This is a genomic window from Bacillus sp. AM 13(2015) (assembly GCF_001518755.1).
Classification (GTDB): Bacteria; Bacillota; Bacilli; order Bacillales; family Bacillaceae; genus Bacillus; species Bacillus safensis.
Window position 1 is genome coordinate 89,607 of the sequence record NZ_LKCP01000084.1, and the last position, 15,517, is coordinate 105,123.

The following is a 15,517-nucleotide window of genomic DNA, read 5'->3' on the forward strand; positions in this document are numbered from 1 at the left end:
ATTTTTGATAATATTATCGCTCTAGGAGCTCTGCACCCGCAATGCCAGGCTTTGTCATCTCAAATGGATTTAAGATAATATCAAGTTCTTCTTCCGTTAAAACATCGTTCTGCAAGCAAAGGTCTCTGATCGATTGACCTGTTAAAATGGCTTCTCTTGCAATTCTAGCGGCTGCTTCATAGCCTAAGTGAGGGTTCACGGCAGTGATTACGCCTGCACTTTTTTCTACATATTCTTTCAAACGTATTTCATTTGCTTCAATGTCCACTAAGCAATGATCTGTGAATGAGCGGAATCCGTTATTCATTATACTAATAGACTGAAGCAAGTTAAAGACCAGAACTGGCTCCATCACATTTAACTCAAGCTGGCCTGCTTCAGAGGCAAGACAGATCGTGTGGTCATTCCCAATGACCTGGAATGCGATTTGGTTAATGAGCTCTGCCATGACTGGATTGACTTTCCCAGGCATAATTGATGATCCAGGCTGACGGGCTGGCAATGCAATTTCAGCAAGACCTGCACGCGGACCAGATGCCATTAAGCGAAGGTCATTGGCAATCTTAGACATGTTCATCATACATACTTTTAAAGCGGCGGATACTTCTGTGTAAGCATCTGTATTTTGCGTTGCATCCACGAGATGCTCTGCCCCTACAAGAGGAAGACCCGAAATATCAGCGAGCTTTTTCACCACGATCTCTATATAACGAGGATCTGCGTTTAAGCCCGTCCCAACAGCTGTCGCACCCATATTGACTTCATATAAATGCTGCTTCGATTGGTTAATCCGCTTAATATCACGGCTCAGCACGCGGCTGTAAGCTTCAAATTCCTGTCCCAAACGGATTGGAACAGCATCCTGCAAGTGCGTACGGCCCATTTTGATCACATGATCGAATTCTTTTGCTTTCTTTTTGAAGACGTCCTGCATGGCTTGCATCGTTTCAAGCAGAATATCTAACTGCTTGAGCACAGCAATATGAATCGCCGTTGGGAATGAATCATTCGTTGATTGCGACATATTCACATGTGTGTTTGGGCTTAAATGGATGTATTCACCCTTTTGATGTCCCATGATTTCTAGCGCTCTGTTTCCAATCACTTCATTGGCATTCATATTCATGGACGTTCCTGCGCCGCCTTGAATTGGATCGACAATAAAGTACTCGTGCAGTTTGCCTTCAATGACTTCGTCAGACGCTTGAACGATGGCATTTCCAATTCCTTCATATAAACGTCCGACTTCCATATTGGCTTGAGCTGCTGCTTTTTTCACGATGGCAAAGGCTCTGATTAGTTCCTCGTGCATCCGATATCCTGTAATCGGGAAATTCTCTTTCGCACGAAGGGTTTGAACCCCATAATACACGTCTGCTGGAATTTCTTTTTCACCAAGAAAATCCTTCTCATAGCGATAAGTTGCTTGAACCATCTCTTATGACCTGCTTTCTATAGAATAGTTAAATCACTAAATCTTCTGCGATTGGCGTTTCCATAATCTTTTTGACTTCTCTTGGATCTGTTGTTTTGCCTAGTGCCCACATCAGTTTCGGCACGATAGCTTCTGTATTCATATTTCTTGAACGTGCCACCAATTCTTGATTGATCTTGCGTCCTACCTCATACACACTCATGTCTTCGCCTTCTTCAAGACACTGAGTGGTGATGACAACAGAAATGCCTTCTTCCAGCAATTCGTTGATCTTTTCTAAAAGGTTTCTTCCTTCGAAAGGAATTCCGCCGCTGCCGTAGCTTTCAATGACAACGCCTTTGTACATGCTTTTGACTGCATCTAAAAACTCAGGCTTCAGGCCTGGGTGCAATTTTAACAGACACACATCTGTGTTCAAGGATGCATCTAATTTAAGCGGTTTCATTGGTGTTCTTTTTACTTTGCTATTGTATTCAATTTGATGGTTTTCAATTGATGCAATATATGGGTAGTTAATGCTTTCAAATGCATCATAGCTTTTCGTTCTTAGTTTGATCGCACGTGTTCCTTGGATGACTCTGCCATCAAACACGACATATACGCCGCCAACACCGTCACATGCAAAACGAATCGCATCTGTGATGTTTTTCTTCGCATCTGTTTTCTTAAAAGTAATCGGAATTTGTGAACCTGTAATCACGATCGGCTTATCAGGATTTTGCAGCATATAAGACAGCGCTGCTGATGTATAGGCCATTGTATCGGTTCCGTGAGTCACAACAAACCCATCATACTGATCATAATTCTCATAAATGGCTGTTGCGATATCAACCCAGTATTCAGGCTGCATATTTGTACTATCTATACTCATTAGGGACTTTGTGTCCATTGTATATTCTGCATTAATTTCGTTTAAATAGCTCAAAAGATCCTCAGCTTTAACACCTGGAGCTAATCCATTTTCACTCTCTACAGATGCTATCGTCCCACCAGTCGTTAAAAGCAATAATTTCTTCAACAGGTCCACCTCTTTCGTAAAATTACTTCGTTTGTCACACATATTATAAGCTAGCTTGTGCTATTCTATAATATACGCTTTACGCGTACCTTCATTGCCATTATAGTCACATAACGCGAATTAATCAAGAAATTGTTACGCATAACGCGTACATTCTATGCCAAAATATGATATACTGTTGTTGTAAATAAAGGAGCGTTCATGTATGATACTCGATCGTTTAACCACTCTTAGAAAAAAGAAAAAATGGTCTCTCCAGCATACGGCAGATCGCCTAGGTATCGCCAAAAGCACCTATGCCGGTTACGAATCTGGGTACCGACGACCTTCGCTTGAAGCAGTGAAGCTGCTGGCTGATTTGTATGATACGTCCATTGATTTTTTACTTGGTAGAACGGACGAGCCAGAGATACAACGCAAAATCTCTGATATCAAAATTGAACTGACGGAAGCAAAAGAAGGAACCATTCATGTAGACGGCGTTCCCCTAAATGATGAAGAAATCAAACAGCTTGTTGCCTTTATTCGGGCGAAAAACACTCTAAAAGTATAAACACAGAAAAGAGAGGCACCTATCAAACAGGTGCCTCTCTTTCCAATCTCAATATGGAGAAGACAGCTGGCTTAATTCCTCTAGCCGCCGCTTCGCTTCTTCTTTATTAAAAGAACTATAATAGCGATAATTCTCCTCATCTAGGATGCGGTAGTGCTGACTAAGTACATTTTGCTGAAGGCGAAACGTGCCTTTTTTGACAGCCGTCCTCCACCAAACCTTTCCGCCAATCGTACGCTCAACTGATAGATGTAATTCATCATGTGCCACAACTTCCAAAATCTCAAGCGGGTCATCCCCTAGTGTCCCTTTCAGAATGTCACTATCTCTGAATAATGCACATACGGCCGCGGATTGCGTCCAATTGAGACGCAGCCTGTTTTTTTCAACCTGCTGTAAATGCCGTTTCGATAGACCAAGTACCTCCGCCATGCGATCCTGCGTATAATCCTTTTCTTTTCGAATCCGTGCCATTTGTTCTGTGACGAGGTCAATTACCATCTCTTTATCCATATCTCATCACCTCTTTCGAGTGTTCAGTCTTTACTGACATCATACACGATTTTTTCGAAAAAGTGGCGCCTCATCCTATACAATTCTGACAAAACAGCTTAGTCGGTCTTCTCTTCTCCCTGGCCATGCTGCTGTCTCCAATTTTCTTGGGCTGCCTGATGTAAATATGGATAGATCTCCTGTTTGACGGTCTGCTCAAATACTTCTTCATCTAAAATGCTGTACGCCGGAATTCTGATCAATTTCCCATCGACTTTCCGAATGAGCACATCCATAAAAAGAAATCCTCTTATACTGTAACGATGCCTGCGCATGTCGATTGATTGAATATCTTGAAAAGGAATTGTTCGCTCCCGGTGCAGCACAGCGCCATTCTCTCCGCGCTGAATGCGAAAAATCACATTTCCCCTCTTCGTAAAAGCAGGCAAAATCATCAAAAAGGAGATCCAGCCATAGACAATACCTAATAGTCCGCCTAAAAATAAAAACAATGTATAGTTCGATTCAAATGTAAGAGCTTCTGAAAATAACCAAATACCGATGATACCGAAGCCGCCCGTTGCTAAGAATGCCCATACTCTTAAAAAAGGTCTGCTCCTTACTTCTATTACTTCACTTGGATTCAAGCGTCATTCTCCTTTTCTCCATTAGAATATAGAACGGAACCCGTCTCGATGAGCCGTCTCAATGCGAAATTGATTTTCTTTTACTCCTGATACAAGCCACGATTGGTTCTCACCTGGAATGACAAATATCATCGACTCCACATCAGGCGTATTATTTTTGTCATAGACGACCTTCATGAGGGAATCCATCTTTCCTTTTCTCGTCTTTACATCAGAAACAAATGCCTTCACGAGCTCTTGATTCTCTGCTTGATTCAGAAAGGATGGCCACTCATTTTTTGCTTCGCTTGCTTGCTCTAACAGCATTTCAAATTCGTCTGCCTGGAGGCTGATGACAGGTTCAGGGTGTTCATTCATCTGTATATTGAAAAAGGCTGTCACTTGCTCTTCTGCCTGCTGATCGCCGCTCAGTTTACGAATCTGATGCACTTGTTGATCATAAAGCGTATGATGCGCATATACACCCGCCTGAGTTGTGTGAAAGGAGGTGCTGATTTCTTCATCTAAATCTCCAAATCTAGACGCCTTGACCGTGTAAGAGGCATCATTCATCGCCTGGATGAAATGACGGTATTCGGCTTTATAACGGTATTGTCTGTTTCGAAATTCCAGTACACCTTTTGCGAGCAAAGAACGGCACGCAATTTCAAATAAAAACCCAAGGCGTTCATCCTCAACATCAGGATAATACGCTTCCTTTAAGGACATGCCTTGTTCAAAATAGCCTTCACTGTAAAAACTAAAGATGAGTTCCTCAATACTTAGACTTAGCTGATCCAACTTGATCTCTCCTTATCCAAAAGAAAATGCACCCTTAAAGAAATCGCCTGCACCCTTTATGAGCGAATCTGCGGTTTCTTTTGTTTTCTCTATCCCTTTATGTATCACCTGATTTGCCTGATCAATGGTATCATTGACAGCTTTCACACCTTGACCCGCCAGTTCGAATGCTTTTTTCCCTTTATCCACGACCGCATGAATCGGGTCCTTTAATTTCACTGCCATCTGTTCAGCAAAACCGGATGTCAGCTTGGCGACTTTTTCTCCAATAAATCCCCCTACTGCTGAACCAATGGCTCCGCCAACAACGGTACCAATCGGGCCTGCAAAGCTTCCAAGAGCGCCGCCGACAACGGCACCTGCGACAGAACCTCCAGCGATAAAGACCGTATTGTTCACTGCATTTCCAACAGCCTTTGCATTTTCACGCTTAAGAACTTCTGGCTGATCACCGAATTCTGCATAGTTCTCGGCAATTTTCAATCCACAGCCCACTGTTTCTGTTGCACCAGTGACAACTGTTGCAATGATGGCATTCCCTTTCGCAAACCTTGCACCATTTTTCAGAACAGACTTGATCGCAGCTGTGTCCTTCCAATTAATACTTCCTTTTGTAAAATCACGGACACTGTTTGTGAACGCAACTGTATCGTCAGGATAAAATTTTGTGAATTTCTTATGGACCAAGTCAGCCATCGGCCAGTTCGATCGTTTTAATAATTCTTTTTTACTCAGCCAAATCCTTGCTAACCGGTCAAATCTCGTTCCTTCTACCCGGCTGGTCAGATCAAGCAGCAGCTTCGAATGCTGCGCTGCATATCGGCCATTTTCTTTAATGAAGGTCGTCATCCCAAGCCCGTAATATTTCGCCTGCATCATCACGATACCTGCTAAGCTCGTGAGTGTACCATATTGATCATAGATGCTGTACAATTTCCGCAATATATCATCTGCTTCGACCATTTTATCTGTTGCATGACGAATGGCAATATCATCGCTGCTCAATTTGCTGATTAACGCTTGTCCTGCTCCCCATGCATCCCCGACACCAGAAAAACAGCTTCTATACCGAGGATCGCAGCCTAAAATCAGCCCGTCCAGTTCACTATGTAAATCGCGGTGCTTCGTTTCAATGGCTGACAGCTCGCCTACAAAATCATTCGCCAGCCCTGTCAGCTGATCTGGATCAACCACAATGTCACGTGCCATCACATCATCTCCCTTCTCGGTTTCTTTCTCTCCGTTCTTCTCGTCTCTTTCGCTCAAGCTCTTCCATTCTGGCAATTTCAGCTTTACGCTCCTCAATTTTGACCGCTGCATCCCGCAGTTCCTGACTTGTTTCAAGCAAATCCTTTTCAAATTGATCATAGCGTGCCGTTGTTTCTTCAAAGCTTTGATCAAATTTATCTCTTGCTTCTCCCTGCCAGCCTGATCCTACTGCCTTCAGCCGATTTTCCAGCAGCTGCTTTGACTGCCGAATCTCATCAGCCGCTTCCTGAAACTTTTGAGCGAGTGCCAGCGTTTGACTAGAATCCAACTTTCGCACCCCTTTCTCCCAATTTAACGTACAAATGGATGATTTTATATGTCCTCATTATAAATAAAAAGACACCCAAAAAAATCACCCTAAAGAACCATTCAGCACATCACCTAATGAAAGTAGGCCTTTTTCCTCTCTAATTGCCAGAGAAAGCCTTTCTTGTTATGAAGCGCATTCAAGACGTGATAAAATGGACGTATTCTACAAAAGGAGTGACGTATAGATGAAAGAGGAAATGATTCAGCGTTTCACAAGTTATGTGAAGGTAGATACGCAGTCAGATGCAGAAAAGGAAAGCTGCCCATCTACTGAAGGACAATTGAACCTGGCGAGACAGCTTGTTGAAGAAATGAAGTCCATTGGGATTCAAGAAGTGACAATGGATGAAAACGGCTATGTCATGGGAACGATCCCATCTAACACAGACAAAGACGTGCCGACCATTGGCTTTTTGGCTCATATCGACACAGCCACTGATTTCACCGGCAAAAATGTAAAACCGCAGCTTCATGAGAACTATCAAGGCGGCGACATTACCTTAAATGAAGATCTACATATCGTTTTATCTCCACAACAGTTTCCAAATTTACAAAAGTACCAAGGACATACGCTGATCACAACAGATGGCACTACCCTGCTTGGTGCTGATAACAAAGCTGGTATCGCAGAAATTATGACAGCTATGCATTACCTAATCGAACACCCAGACATTAAGCATGGAAAAATCCGCGTCGCTTTTACGCCAGATGAAGAGATTGGCAGAGGGCCGCACAAGTTTGATGTTGATGCCTTTGGCGCTTCCTATGCTTACACAATTGACGGCGGACCGCTTGGCGAGCTGCAATATGAAAGCTTTAACGCAGCAGGTGCGAAAGTATCCATTAAAGGAAACAACGTCCACCCAGGAACAGCTAAGGACAAAATGGTCAGCGCTGCGAAAATCGGGATGCTCTTTCATAACAAACTTCCTTCTGACGAATCTCCGGAGTATACAGAAGGCTACGAAGGCTTTTTCCACCTGACGAAATTTGTAGGAGAAGTAGAAGAGGCGGAGCTGCAATATATTATCCGTGATTTTGATAAAGAGAAATTCAACAATCGCAAGGCATTGTTTGAAAAAATAGCAAATGACTTAAAAGCCACCTACGGAGAAAACAGCATCACCCTCAGCATTCAGGATCAATATTATAATATGAGAGAAAAAATTGAGCCGGTGAAACATATTGTGGACATAGCTCATGAAGCCATGGAAAATCGCTCAGTCACACCGGTCATTGAACCAATCCGCGGCGGCACAGATGGCTCCCAGCTTTCATATAAAGGTCTACCAACGCCAAACATCTTTACTGGCGGAGAAAACTTCCACGGTAAATATGAATTTATTTCCGTTGAAAACATGGTGAAAGCAACCGAAGTTATCGTTGAAATTGCCCGTCTATTTGAAGAAAAAGCATAGACATGTTTACAACCGTTCCTGTTCGGGAACGGTTTTTTAATAAAAGTTTACAATTTTCTGAAACTTTTATGACACTTATTCGTACTAATAGAGACAACCCCAGAAAAAATTCTTCTTGACGAGTGAAATAACTGGAAATATAATAGTTAAAAACAACCAGTATTTTAGACCTAAAATAGCAGATCGAATGAACCTTAAGGACTAAACCGATTCTGCTGCTTATTTTCAGTTATAAACATCACTCACCCTGTCTACACTTAAAGAATAGGATGAATTGGAGGAATGTCATATGATGATTTTATTGATTATCGCTTCACTTTGCTGCTACTTACTATTCTCTTTCAAAAAAGATAACCGCACCCAAAAAAGAAAAAGCGCAGAGCTTTCGGAGTTTGAAATCTTTCGTATGCGCCGCCACTACAACGGAAAACGCCGTCACCCACTAAACGAAGCACCTAAACAAGTATAAATCCAAATAAAAGAGCCTCATGAGGGGCTCTTTTTTGTTTGCATAAACAGCAAAAAACGACCAGATTCAGTGGTCGTTTTTCTTTTTATTTATATACCTTCGCAGGAACTTGAATCATAGGAATTCCAACATAATAAGGTGAAATTTCATATGGCTGGAAGACAACAGCAATTCCCTTTTTCGTGAAGTAATACTGTGTGTTGTAGTTGATTTCAATGTCACTTTTTTTCAGGTTCGCATAGAATTTACTTTTATGTTTCTTTGTGTAGTTATAAATATAATCTCTTACTTTCGTACGCTTTTTCTTTGTTTTCACAACGTCAGTCAAGAACAGCTGCTTTGTTTTTTTCTTTGTTAACACATAGTTCATGCTGGAAACCATTGTGTCCCCGTGCATGCTGCCATCATTCATGTAGTCATAGTTTAAGATACTTAGTTTCTTCCCATTGTTAAATTTCGTTTTAAACGATCTCTCGTACGTGATCTTCCCAAAGCCTTCCTTTTTCGCTTCATCCTTTAAGAACAAGTAAGTAGAATAAGAGAAAGCAATATCTTCTTTTAAATCACGATTGATGGTTTTCATATGCGCCTTGCTTAGGTTTTTCACCTGTGCATATTTGAACGTTTTTTTCTTTTTTATAATAATGTGTGCTTACTTTTGCTTTTTTTGCTTGTTTGGCATCCGCAGATCCAACTGGCGCAAACAAGGAAACAATCAGTGAGAAAATAAGCAGGCTGATCGTTAGGCCTTTTTTCATTGTCATAGTAAAAACCCCCATTTTTGTCTATTACCAGATGAGTATACCATGACAAAAGAACCAAAAGAAGTGTTTTTTCCATATTATTCTTCATTTTTCCACATCTGGTTTGTTTACCGTTTTCATAAGTTCCTGTATGCTTAATGTAGAATGCTAGATGAAGTGTGGTGTTTATCATAGAAGAGAATATTTTTAGTCACATTCGGACGACGTTTCATAGTTTGTCCCCAACCCAGAAAAAGATTGCCAATTACATCTTACAAAACCCTCAGAAAGTTGTGCTTCATTCTATCAGTGCACTCGCTGCTGAATGCAGCACAAGTGAAACGACGATCTTTCGTTTTCTAAGAAAAATTGGCTATGAATCGTATCAAGTGTTTCGTGTCCATGTCGCACAGGATATCGCGACCAATACGCCTCAATCCATATACGGCGAGATCGAGGCATCCGATAGTGTAGCTGACATTAAGCATAAGGTCATAGAGTTAACAACAAACTCTATCCAAGATATGAAACATATTTTAGAGGATCATGCCGTCACACAATTCATTGAACACATGAAACAGGCACATAAAACCGTCTTTTTTGGAGCAGGTGCGTCCAGCTTTATTGCTGGTGATGCTTATCATAAGTTCCTGCAGCTTGGTTTTGAAGTGAGCCTCTGCAGTGATCCGCATATGATGAATATGATTGCAACACACGCCACGGAACACGATTTTATCGTCGCAATCTCCCATTCAGGAGAAAGCAGAGAAATTCTTGACGCTGTACAGTTTGCAAAAGAAAAAGGGGCAAGGGTTGCTTCTATTACCAGCTATCCGAAATCTGAGCTCGCAAAACGGTCTGATTTTCATCTGCTTAGCTCTTCCAGAGAGACAACCTATCGATCGGACTCCATGATCTCCCGTATCAACCAGCTTGTGATCATTGATGTGCTATACGTCGCCGCTGTTTTAGAGCTAGGATCAAATGCCATTGAAAACGTGAAACGATCTAGATTAGCCGTAGCTAAAAATAAAACATGAACACAAAAGACCGGAGCTGATTCCGGTCTTTTTTTGTGACTTTTTTCATATTTTCCGTTGACACGTTCCTATCACGTCATGTACATTAAATGAACAATAGTTTATTTCCTACTATTAAATTTAAAAGATAGTATATATACTAACACAAAGAAAAGAAAGCGCTTTTTGTAAGGGTTTTCTATATAGGAGGCGGTCAACGTGACAAAGAAGATTGGATTTATTGGACTAGGTATTATGGGAAAACCGATGGCACTCAATCTATTAAAAGCCGGTCATACTTTAACGGTTTTTGACCTAAATGAGGAAGCGATTCGATCGTTACAGAAAGCCGGAGCAAAAGGTGCTGTTTCAGCAGCTGAGGCAGCTTCTGAAAGCGATATCATCATCACAATGCTTCCTAAAGGAGAGCATGTAGAGGCAGTCGTTTCAGGTGATCAAGGCATTTTAACGACAGCCGCACCTGGCACTGTCATCGTAGATATGAGCTCAATTTCTCCTGTAACCTCTAGGGCTTTAGCTGCTCTTGCCAAACAGCATCAGGTGGAATTTATCGATGCACCTGTCAGCGGCGGAGAACCGAAGGCAATAGACGGAACACTTGCCATCATGGCTGGCGGCGAAGAATCCATCTTTGAGAAAGTGAAGGATGTCCTGCTTGCGATGGGCACTGAGGTCGTATTAGTTGGGGCAAATGGGAGCGGCACAACAGCGAAGCTAGCCAATCAAATCATCGTCAATTTAAATATTGCGGCCATGTCCGAGGCGCTCGTTCTAGCCGCTAAATCAGGCATTGCCATTGATAAGATGTATGAAGCCATCCGCGGCGGACTGGCAGGAAGTGCCGTTCTCGATGCAAAAGTTCCTCTCATCTTAGAACGAAATTTTGAACCTGGCGGACGCATCGACATCAACTTGAAGGATTTAACCAATGTCATGGAAACTGCTCATGATATCGGTGTTCCTCTTCCCCTTTCTAGCCAGCTGCTTGAAATCTTCCACGCCCTCAAAGCGGACGGAAAATCCGGGCTTGATCATGGCGGCATCGTTCAATATTACGAAAAAATGGCTCATGTCGAAGTAAAGAAAGGATGAGATGATCATGAAGCAAAGCACTGACATACTGAATGCCATTCCGAAAGCAGATTCAAAGGCCATTCAATCAGCATACGAACAAGCACTGAGCAGCTTTCAGCATAAAGTCATTGTATTAGACGATGATCCAACAGGGATTCAAACCGTACATGGCGTCTCTGTTTTCACCGATTGGTCAGAAGAAAGCATTGAGGCTGGTTTTCTTGAAGACAGCCGCATGTTCTTTATACTGACCAATTCTCGCAGTATGACAGAGAAAGAAACTGCCGCTGCGCACGAAACCATTGCTGCAACCATTGTAAAGGTGGCTGAACGGCTTAATCAGGAATTCATCATTGTAAGCCGAGGAGATTCTACTCTTCGCGGACACTTTCCGCTTGAAACTGAAGTACTCAAAACGACCATTGAACAGCAAAGCTCCCGCCAGTTCGATGGAGAAATCCTTCTTCCTTTTTTCCAAGAAGGCGGACGCTTTACGATCGACAATACTCATTACGTACAGGAAGGACACGAATTAATTCCTGCTGGTGATACAGAATTTGCAAGAGACCGTACATTCGGCTTTCAATCCTCTCATCTAGGAGAATGGATTGAAGAAAAGTCAGAGGGATTGTTCACAAAAGAGAACACAACCTACATTTCGTTAGCTGATCTGCGGGCTTTACGCATCGATCAAATCAAACAACAGATCATGGGTGTGAAGGATTTCAAAAAGGTGGTTGTAAACGCAGTGGACTATGACGATGTCAAAGTCTTTGTCACCGCTCTCATTGAAGCCATTCAAGCAGGACAGCAGCTGATGTTCAGAAGTGCGGCCGCGCTCACAAAAGTACTTGGCGGTATAGGGGATCACGCCTTATTAACAAGAGGTGACTTGATACAAGAAGAAAGCCCTCATGGTGGTCTCATTATGATCGGTTCTCATGTAAAAAAAACAACAGAACAATTACAAGCGCTTGAGCAAAATAAAGAGATGGCTTTTATTGAATTTAATACCCACCTCGTGTTAGAGCCTGATGCCTTTCGCAAAGAAATTGACCGTGTCATTCAGCAAACTGAAGCACTGTTGGTAGCAGGTCAATCTGTGGCTGTTTATACAAGAAGAGAACGGCTTGATCTTGGGGATGATCGCCAAGAGGAAGAATTAAAGCTCTCTGTACAGATTAGTGATGCTGTAACAAGTATTGTCCAGCGCCTCACCATTCGTCCTAAGTATCTCATTGCCAAAGGCGGAATTACCTCCAGCGATATTGGGACAAGAGGACTTAGCGTGAGACGTGCGACCGTGGCAGGTCAAATCAAACCAGGGATCCCTGTTTGGCAAACAGGAGAAGAAAGTAAATTCCCTTTCATGTCTTATGTGATTTTCCCGGGAAATGTTGGGTCAAAGGATACGTTAAAAGAAGCTGTAGACATACTTGAAGGATAAGGCATAGGGGGTGTTTGCGCCCCCTTATGTACCACAAAGGAGGAAAGATCATGTCGTTAGTGTTTATTGGACTTGGCGTTTTGTTATTGCTTTTACTCATGGTTGTCTTTAAGTTAAACGCTTTCATTTCTTTGATTATTGTCTCTTTAATTGTTGCTGTGTTAGAAGGGATGACACCACTAGAAGCGATTGCTTCCGTCGAAAAAGGACTTGGAAGTACGCTTGGACACCTGGCACTCGTTCTCGGTTTTGGAGCGATGCTTGGAAAATTGATGGCTGATTCTGGCGGTGCTCAGCGTATCGCGATGACACTCATTGACCGATTTGGCATCGGAAAAATCCAATGGGCGACGATGCTGACTGGATTTGTGATTGGAATTGCTCTATTTTATGAAACCGGATTCATTATTTTAATTCCATTAGTCTTTACGATCGCTCAGGCTGCAAGACTTCCTGTGCTGTATGTGGGCATGCCGCTTGTCGCTGCTCTCATCACCACACATGGCTTCCTCCCTCCTCACCCAGGGCCGACTGCCATTGCGAATGTCTTTCAAGCAAACATGGGACAAACCTTATTGGTTGGGATTATTTTAGCGATTCCTGCTGTTTTAGTAGGTGGACTTCTGTTTACAAAACTATTTAAAAAAGACCAGTTGCACGCACATATCCCAAAGAACTTATTTAATCCAAAGGAATTCACAGAAGAAGAAATGCCTAGTTTCGGCATTAGCATATTCACCGCTGTTTTGCCTGTATTGCTTATGACTTTCAGAGCATTTCTAGAAATTTTCTTCCCTTCCTCCCCATTGCTGCCTACCGCTGAGTTTTTAGGCGAACCGGCGATTGCACTATTAATCTCAGTGCTGCTTGCCATCTACACGTTTGGGCTTGGAAGAGGAAAGAGCATGCAGGACGTGATGAAGTCCATCACGGATTCTATCGGCTCTATTGCCATGATTTTATTAATTATTGCGGGCGGAGGCGCCTTTAAACAGGTGCTCATTGATAGCGGCGTCGATCAATACATTGCAGGGATCATGCAAGGAAGCACACTTTCTCCCCTGCTTCTGACTTGGCTCATTGCTGCTGTCCTTCGTGTCTCTTTAGGATCAGCGACTGTCGCCGGTCTCACGGCGGCTGGCATTTCTGCACCACTGATTGGCCTGACGGGTGTCAGCCCTGAATTAATGGTGATCGCAACAGGTGCCGGCAGTATCACGTTCTCTCATGTGAATGATGCAGGTTTCTGGATTTATAAAGAATACTTTAACCTATCAATGGCTCAAACCTTTAAAACGTGGACATTGATGGTCACCGTGCTTTCACTTGTCGGACTTGCTGGTGTTCTTGTTGCTGATTTGTTCATGTAGGAAATTAAATTGTAAAAACCATTGACTTTTCCCTGAAAAGGTTGAATAATTGTGTTTATTAAGAAAATTGAATCAAAAGGTAACCTTATTAAGAGTGGTGGAGGGACTGGCCCTGTGAAACCCGGCAACCGCTGTTCCTAGGAACAGAATGGTGCTAATTCCTTAAGCAAGCAGATGCTTGTTTGAAGATAAGGCAGAGTTCTCACAGTATATGATGCTCTTCCTTATCCAAGGAAGAGCTTTTTTATTTGATTTTTTAACCTGAAGAAAGAAGGGATTCAGCATGACACAAGTACAAACCATTGGAAAGAAAACAACGAAACCGCCATACCGCGCAGATCAAGTAGGAAGCTTACTACGTTCAGAACGCATCAAGGAAGCACGCAAGCAAAAGGCAGACGGTACGCTGACAGCAGAACAGCTCCGACAAATTGAAAACGAAGAAATTACACGTATTGTAGAGAAGCAAAAAGAAATTGGGTTAGAGGTTGTCACAGATGGTGAGTTCAGACGTGCATGGTGGCATTTTGACTTTCTGGAAGGACTCGATGGGGTTGAAGGATTTGAAGCAGATCAGGGCATTCAATTTCATAACACAACGACAAAAGCAAGAGGGATCAAGGTAACAGGCAAGATCGATTTTACAGATCATCCAATGCTGGAGGATTATCGTTTCCTTCACAGCATCGCTGGTGATCATACGGCTAAAATGACGATTCCAAGTCCGAATATGCTCTTTTTCCGTGGAAAGCTTGAAAAAGGAGTGTATGACAGCTTAGAGGAATTCCACCATGATGTGGCACAGGCGTATAAGAAAGCCATCCGTGCTTTTTATGATGCAGGCTGCCGCTACTTGCAGCTGGATGATACGGCATGGGCCGTGTTCTTTTCTGAAAAAGGTCACGAGCAAATCAAAGCCTTTGGCCGTGAAGAGGATGAACTTCGTGAGTCGTTTGCGAAGACAATCAATGAAGCTGTTGCCGATCGCCCAGAGGATTTGGTGATTACTATGCACATTTGCCGCGGTAACTTTAAATCAACTTGGGCTGCTGAAGGTGGTTACGAAGCAGCGGCAGAAACAATTTTCGCCGGCTTAGATCTTGATGGTCTCTTTTTAGAATTCGACGACGATCGTTCTGGCGGATTTGAGCCTCTTCGATATGTGAAGAACCCAAACCTTCAAATCGTACTAGGCCTTGTCACTTCAAAATACGGTGAGCTTGAGCCAGTTGAACAGATTAAAAAACGCATTGAGGAAGCGGCTCAATATGTGGACATTAACCAAATTTGTTTGAGTCCACAATGCGGTTTCGCCTCAACAGAGGAAGGCAACCTGTTAACAGAAGAACAGCAATGGGAAAAGCTGCGTCATGTGATTGAGATTGCTGATCAAGTGTGGACTTCGTAGTTCCTCAAAGGACAAAAAAAGACAAACCGCTCATACTGCGGTTTG

Annotated in this window: 17 protein-coding genes and 1 riboswitch; of the genes, 8 read left to right on the plus strand and 9 right to left on the minus strand. The window is 42.7% G+C overall.

The annotated features are described in order from the left end of the window. Positions 1–13 precede the first annotated feature (13 nt). Both aspA and AOQ70_RS15985 read right to left on the minus strand, forming a co-directional pair. Complete coding sequence (aspA, locus tag AOQ70_RS15980; RefSeq protein WP_039182553.1) at positions 14–1,435, minus strand: aspartate ammonia-lyase; 1,422 nt, start codon at positions 1,433–1,435, stop codon at positions 14–16. A gap of 28 nt (positions 1,436–1,463) precedes the next feature. Beyond that, on the minus strand, positions 1,464–2,453 hold the full coding sequence (locus tag AOQ70_RS15985) for an asparaginase (RefSeq protein ID WP_024427527.1): 990 nt from the start codon (positions 2,451–2,453) through the stop codon (positions 1,464–1,466). Between the two features lie 205 nt (positions 2,454–2,658). Between AOQ70_RS15985 and AOQ70_RS15990 the strand changes: the two genes are divergently transcribed. After that, entirely contained in the window at positions 2,659–3,006 is a 348-nt protein-coding gene (locus tag AOQ70_RS15990) for a helix-turn-helix domain-containing protein (RefSeq protein ID WP_039182556.1), read from the plus strand. 48 nt (positions 3,007–3,054) lie between these two features. On the opposite strand, the gene AOQ70_RS15995 is transcribed toward AOQ70_RS15990, so the two are convergent. From AOQ70_RS15995 to AOQ70_RS16015, 5 genes are all read right to left on the minus strand, one after another. Further along, positions 3,055–3,519 (minus strand): helix-turn-helix domain-containing protein, encoded by a 465-nt coding sequence (locus tag AOQ70_RS15995; RefSeq protein WP_039182560.1) that lies wholly within the window; start codon positions 3,517–3,519, stop codon positions 3,055–3,057. Between the two features lie 98 nt (positions 3,520–3,617). Then, entirely contained in the window at positions 3,618–4,145 is a 528-nt protein-coding gene (locus tag AOQ70_RS16000) for a YfjD family protein (RefSeq protein WP_058838437.1), read from the minus strand. A gap of 21 nt (positions 4,146–4,166) precedes the next feature. Then, on the minus strand, positions 4,167–4,925 hold the full coding sequence (locus AOQ70_RS16005; protein ID WP_059377284.1) for a hypothetical protein: 759 nt from the start codon (positions 4,923–4,925) through the stop codon (positions 4,167–4,169). 12 nt (positions 4,926–4,937) lie between these two features. After that, on the minus strand, positions 4,938–6,134 hold the full coding sequence (locus tag AOQ70_RS16010; RefSeq protein ID WP_024427531.1) for a DUF6861 domain-containing protein: 1,197 nt from the start codon (positions 6,132–6,134) through the stop codon (positions 4,938–4,940). Positions 6,135–6,138: 4 nt separating this feature from the next. Further along, on the minus strand, positions 6,139–6,462 hold the full coding sequence (locus AOQ70_RS16015; protein WP_024427532.1) for a WXG100 family type VII secretion target: 324 nt from the start codon (positions 6,460–6,462) through the stop codon (positions 6,139–6,141). Between the two features lie 226 nt (positions 6,463–6,688). On the opposite strand from AOQ70_RS16015, the gene pepT reads away from it, so the two are divergent. Together pepT and AOQ70_RS16025 are read left to right on the plus strand one after the other, a co-directional pair. After that, complete coding sequence (gene pepT / locus AOQ70_RS16020) at positions 6,689–7,921, plus strand: peptidase T (RefSeq protein ID WP_047202931.1); 1,233 nt, start codon at positions 6,689–6,691, stop codon at positions 7,919–7,921. Between the two features lie 289 nt (positions 7,922–8,210). Then, the gene (locus tag AOQ70_RS16025) at positions 8,211–8,390 is read left to right on the plus strand and encodes a hypothetical protein (RefSeq protein ID WP_039182574.1); all 180 of its coding nucleotides are present in this window, start codon (positions 8,211–8,213) and stop codon (positions 8,388–8,390) included. An 85-nt stretch (positions 8,391–8,475) separates the two neighbouring features. On the opposite strand, the gene AOQ70_RS16030 is transcribed toward AOQ70_RS16025, so the two are convergent. Next, positions 8,476–8,973, minus strand: coding sequence for a DUF3298 and DUF4163 domain-containing protein (locus AOQ70_RS16030; RefSeq protein ID WP_231730886.1), 498 nt, complete (start codon positions 8,971–8,973; stop codon positions 8,476–8,478). Further along, the gene (locus tag AOQ70_RS20005) at positions 8,954–9,154 is read right to left on the minus strand and encodes a hypothetical protein (RefSeq protein ID WP_231730887.1); all 201 of its coding nucleotides are present in this window, start codon (positions 9,152–9,154) and stop codon (positions 8,954–8,956) included. Before AOQ70_RS20005 ends, AOQ70_RS16030 begins: the two co-directional genes overlap by 20 nt. Before the next feature lie 161 nt (positions 9,155–9,315). On the opposite strand from AOQ70_RS20005, the gene AOQ70_RS16035 reads away from it, so the two are divergent. The 5 genes from AOQ70_RS16035 to AOQ70_RS16055 all read left to right on the plus strand — a co-directional run bounded on the left by AOQ70_RS16035 (position 9,316) and on the right by AOQ70_RS16055 (position 15,472). Continuing rightward, positions 9,316–10,173 (plus strand): MurR/RpiR family transcriptional regulator, encoded by an 858-nt coding sequence (locus AOQ70_RS16035; protein ID WP_175297110.1) that lies wholly within the window; start codon positions 9,316–9,318, stop codon positions 10,171–10,173. A 198-nt stretch (positions 10,174–10,371) separates the two neighbouring features. Next, positions 10,372–11,265 carry a 2-hydroxy-3-oxopropionate reductase gene (gene garR, locus AOQ70_RS16040; protein ID WP_059377287.1) on the plus strand — a complete coding sequence of 298 codons (894 nt, stop codon included), beginning with the start codon at positions 10,372–10,374 and terminating at the stop codon, positions 11,263–11,265. Between the two features lie 7 nt (positions 11,266–11,272). Further along, positions 11,273–12,694 (plus strand): four-carbon acid sugar kinase family protein, encoded by a 1,422-nt coding sequence (locus AOQ70_RS16045; protein ID WP_059377290.1) that lies wholly within the window; start codon positions 11,273–11,275, stop codon positions 12,692–12,694. Between the two features lie 50 nt (positions 12,695–12,744). Further along, complete coding sequence (locus AOQ70_RS16050) at positions 12,745–14,064, plus strand: gluconate:H+ symporter (protein ID WP_024423918.1); 1,320 nt, start codon at positions 12,745–12,747, stop codon at positions 14,062–14,064. A gap of 82 nt (positions 14,065–14,146) precedes the next feature. Further along, positions 14,147–14,259, plus strand: a riboswitch (SAM riboswitch). Between the two features lie 88 nt (positions 14,260–14,347). Then, positions 14,348–15,472 carry a 5-methyltetrahydropteroyltriglutamate--homocysteine S-methyltransferase gene (locus AOQ70_RS16055; protein ID WP_059377292.1) on the plus strand — a complete coding sequence of 375 codons (1,125 nt, stop codon included), beginning with the start codon at positions 14,348–14,350 and terminating at the stop codon, positions 15,470–15,472. The last annotated feature ends 45 nt before the right edge of the window (positions 15,473–15,517 follow it).